This is a genomic window from Proteocatella sphenisci DSM 23131, from assembly GCF_000423525.1.
In the GTDB taxonomy this organism is placed as follows: Bacteria; Bacillota; Clostridia; order Peptostreptococcales; family Filifactoraceae; genus Proteocatella; species Proteocatella sphenisci.
Genome location: NZ_AUID01000043.1, coordinates 1 through 3,510, shown reverse-complemented (window position 1 = coordinate 3,510; position 3,510 = coordinate 1). Strand labels below are relative to the sequence as shown.

The window sequence follows — 3,510 nt, the reverse complement described above, 5'->3', positions numbered from 1 at the left end:
TTCTTTTTGTAGATGTTCGCCTTGCGGCTCACACCTATAAATGGTTTGTATATTCTGCTGTTTAGTTTTCAAGGTTCATGTTGCGCCGCTCTTATGTTGTTTTGTTTGTGTTGTTTTGGCGACTTTATTAATATACCAAATTTAAAAGATAATGTCAATAGTTTTTTAATTTATTTTTAAACTTTTATTTTTGAAATATATAGCTCCCATTTCTGAGAGCTATATTAGAATACCATTGAATTCTTAGTCTGTCAACACCTATTTTCCAAATCCACACTGTGGAAAATGACAGACTTCACACTTAAGGCAGTATCCTCCGTGTGACATCTCAACTACATCTCTTCTTGTTATCTTGTCATCTGCAAGAATCCTTGGGAGAACTATATCAACAGTGGTAGCCTTGCTAAAAAGTGCACCTCCTGGAATGCCCATTATTGGTATTTCCCCTTTGTATGCAAGCATCCACATTGCCCCTGGGACTACTGGTGATCCATGACTTATCACTTGTGTTGCTGATTTTCTTATTGCTAAAGGAGTCTTGTCATCAGGATCTATGCTCATTCCTCCTGTGCAAAAAACAGCTTCTGCGCCTTCTTCAATAAATTTTTCTATATAAGAAGAAATTAGATTTTCGTCATCATATGCTATTCTTGTCCCAATAAGTCCTGCTCCAAATTTTTTAAGTTTTGATTCTATAATAGGAGTAAAGCCATCTTTTCTTCTGCCATTATATATTTCACTTCCTGTTATCACAAGTCCTATCTTTGTTTTAACGTATGGAAGAAGTGTCAAAAGAGGAACATCTTTTTGTATATTCTCTACGTATTTCATTCTTTCTTCTTCTATCATAAGGGGAATAATCTTCATACCTGCTACTTTTTGATTTTTTCTGACCTGTGAATTATTGTGTATTGTAGAAATCATGAAGCTGTCCACAGAGTTTATCTCATAGAGTTTTTCAAGGTTCACCTTCAGCAGGCCATCAATTTGCGCCACTATATCTACCCTGCCTTCTGAGACATCTGTGTGGACAAGATGATTGTTTTCACACATATTCCCCATTCTAAGAGCGGCCTCATTTTCATGAATCATGCCTTTTTCTACATCTCCAGCATATATATATTCCTTACCTATAGAAAGCAAAACTTCTATGTCTTCTTCTCTTATTATATGGTTTTTCTTGAATACCGGATATTTTTCAGGTATTTCTCCATCGACTACTATCTTTGTAATATCATGAGTAAGAACTTTACCTACGCTTTCCTGCGTTTTAACCTTGTACATTTCAAGCCTCCCTATCTATTAATATAATTGAGTATACAACAGTGTTATTCCACTGTCAAATATGATAAAATTAACCTACAAGGAGGTTGTTCATATGTTGAAGCGAAATTTTAAGGTTTTGATAAAGGGAGGCGGGGATATTGCTTCTGGAATTGCCTGCAGGCTTTTTGAATGCGGATTTTCTATAATAATGACTGAAATTCCTAAACCTACTGCAATAAGGCGAAGTGTTTCATTTTGCACAGCTGTCTACGAGGGGGCTTTTGAATTAGAGGGTATAAAGGCTATACTTTGCAAGGATATTTCAGATTGTCTTTTTGCAATTTCAAATGCAAACATAGGTGTAATCGTTGATGAACTTGCACAAATAAAAAATGAGTGGAAGCCTGATATAATTATAGATGCTATTCTTGCAAAAAAGAATTTAGGGCTTGAAAAAGACGATGCTCCGATAACAATTGGCATAGGTCCCGGTTTTTGTGCTCAAATTGACTGCGATTGCGTTATCGAATCTCAAAGAGGCCACAATCTTGGACGATGCATATATGACGGTTATGCATCTCCTAATACCGGCGTTCCCGGCGATATAGGAGGATATTCTAAGGAAAGAGTTATAAAATCTCCTTCAAGCGGAATATACAATGCTGTCCTTCCTATAGGCTCTTATGTAAAAAAAGGTCATATCCTGGCTCTTGTAGATGATGTTCCTGTACTGGCTTCAATCGATGGTATATTACGTGGACAGCTAAAAGGTGGACTCTTTGTCCAAAGTGGAATGAAGGTTGCAGATATAGACCCACGGGCGCAAATAGAGCACTGCTTCAGCGTTTCTGACAAGGCAAGGAGCTTGGGAGGCGGTGTGCTTGAGGCAATATTGAAAATTGGAAGGGAGAAATTTTAGCAATGAATAAAGAAAAAAAGAATAAATTAAAATGGATATCAAACAATCTTCCAAAGACCGAAGATAAAAATCTGATTTTGATGTCACCAAGTCAATCAAAACAGGTGCATGAATTTCATATGAGCTTTCCTCAATACAAGGAAACTCCACTAGTTAGACTGTCTAATATGTCAGCTCATCTTGGACTCAAAGATATTTTTTTGAAGGATGAATCTTACAGATTTGGGCTTAATGCCTTTAAGGTACTTGGTGGCTCCTATGCCATAGCCAGATACATATCTTCAATAACTGATGAAGACATAAGCAAACTTCCTTATTCCGTTCTAACCTCTGATGAACTCAGGAACAAAATCGGAGAGATAACTTTCTATACTGCTACGGATGGCAATCATGGGCGTGGTGTAGCATGGGCTGCCAACAAGCTTAATCAGAAATGTGTTGTATACATGCCTGCAGGCACCACACAGACTCGTCTTAATCACGTTCTTAATGAAAATGCCACCGCTACTATAGAGGCTCTTAACTACGATGACTGTGTAAGGAAAGCATACAGTCAATCTCAATCGAAGGAAAATGCCATCATAATCCAGGATACTGCGTGGGATGGATATGAAGAGATTCCTGCATGGATAATGCAGGGATACGGAACAATGGCGCTTGAAGCCGACACCCAGATGCAAAAGTACGGATGCGAAAGACCTACACATATATTCATACAGGCAGGAGTTGGTTCGCTTGCTGGCGCTGTCCAGGGATATTTTACAAATAAATACAGTGACTGTGAACCTAAGGTAGTTGTTGTAGAAGCAGAAGTAGCTGATTGCCTCTACAAAAGTGCTATTGAAGGAAGTGGAAATCCACAGATAGTTGGCGGAGACATGCTCACTCTCATGAATGGACTGGCATGTGGGGAACCATGCACTATTGCCTGGGGTATTCTCAAAAATCATGCAGACACATTCGTATCATGCCCTGACTGGGTAAGTGCCCTTGGTATGAGACTCCTTGCTGCTCCATCAAAGGGAGATGCTCCTGTAACATCTGGAGAATCAGGTGCCGTTACCATGGGACTTCTCTATACTATCCTTACGGATCCCGAGTATAAAGATATAAAAGAAAAACTGGGACTCGATGAAAATTCTTCAGTTATGCTTTTCTCTACCGAAGGAGATACTGATCCAGAGCGTTACAGATCAATAGTCTGGGAAGGCATGGATTCACTTTAGATTTTATGTATTAAAAAAGCACCTGAGATATACTCAAGTGCTTTTTTAAATTGGCTACGTCCTACTTTCCCAGGAGGCTGCCCTCCAAGTATTATCAGC

Annotated in this window: 3 protein-coding genes; 2 read left to right on the top strand and 1 reads right to left on the bottom strand. The window is 38.8% G+C overall.

The window, feature by feature from the left end:
• Positions 1 to 258 precede the first annotated feature (258 nt).
• Positions 259 to 1,284 (bottom strand): molybdopterin-binding protein, encoded by a 1,026-nt coding sequence (locus tag G558_RS0111080; protein ID WP_028830195.1) that lies wholly within the window; start codon positions 1,282 to 1,284, stop codon positions 259 to 261.
• 94 nt (positions 1,285 to 1,378) lie between these two features.
• On the opposite strand from G558_RS0111080, the gene yqeB reads away from it, so the two are divergent.
• Entirely contained in the window at positions 1,379 to 2,185 is an 807-nt protein-coding gene (yqeB, locus tag G558_RS0111075; RefSeq protein WP_036931935.1) for a selenium-dependent molybdenum cofactor biosynthesis protein YqeB, read from the top strand.
• Positions 2,186 to 2,187: 2 nt separating this feature from the next.
• Positions 2,188 to 3,411, top strand: coding sequence for a diaminopropionate ammonia-lyase (gene dpaL, locus G558_RS0111070; protein WP_028830193.1), 1,224 nt, complete (start codon positions 2,188 to 2,190; stop codon positions 3,409 to 3,411).
• Positions 3,412 to 3,510 lie beyond the last annotated feature (99 nt).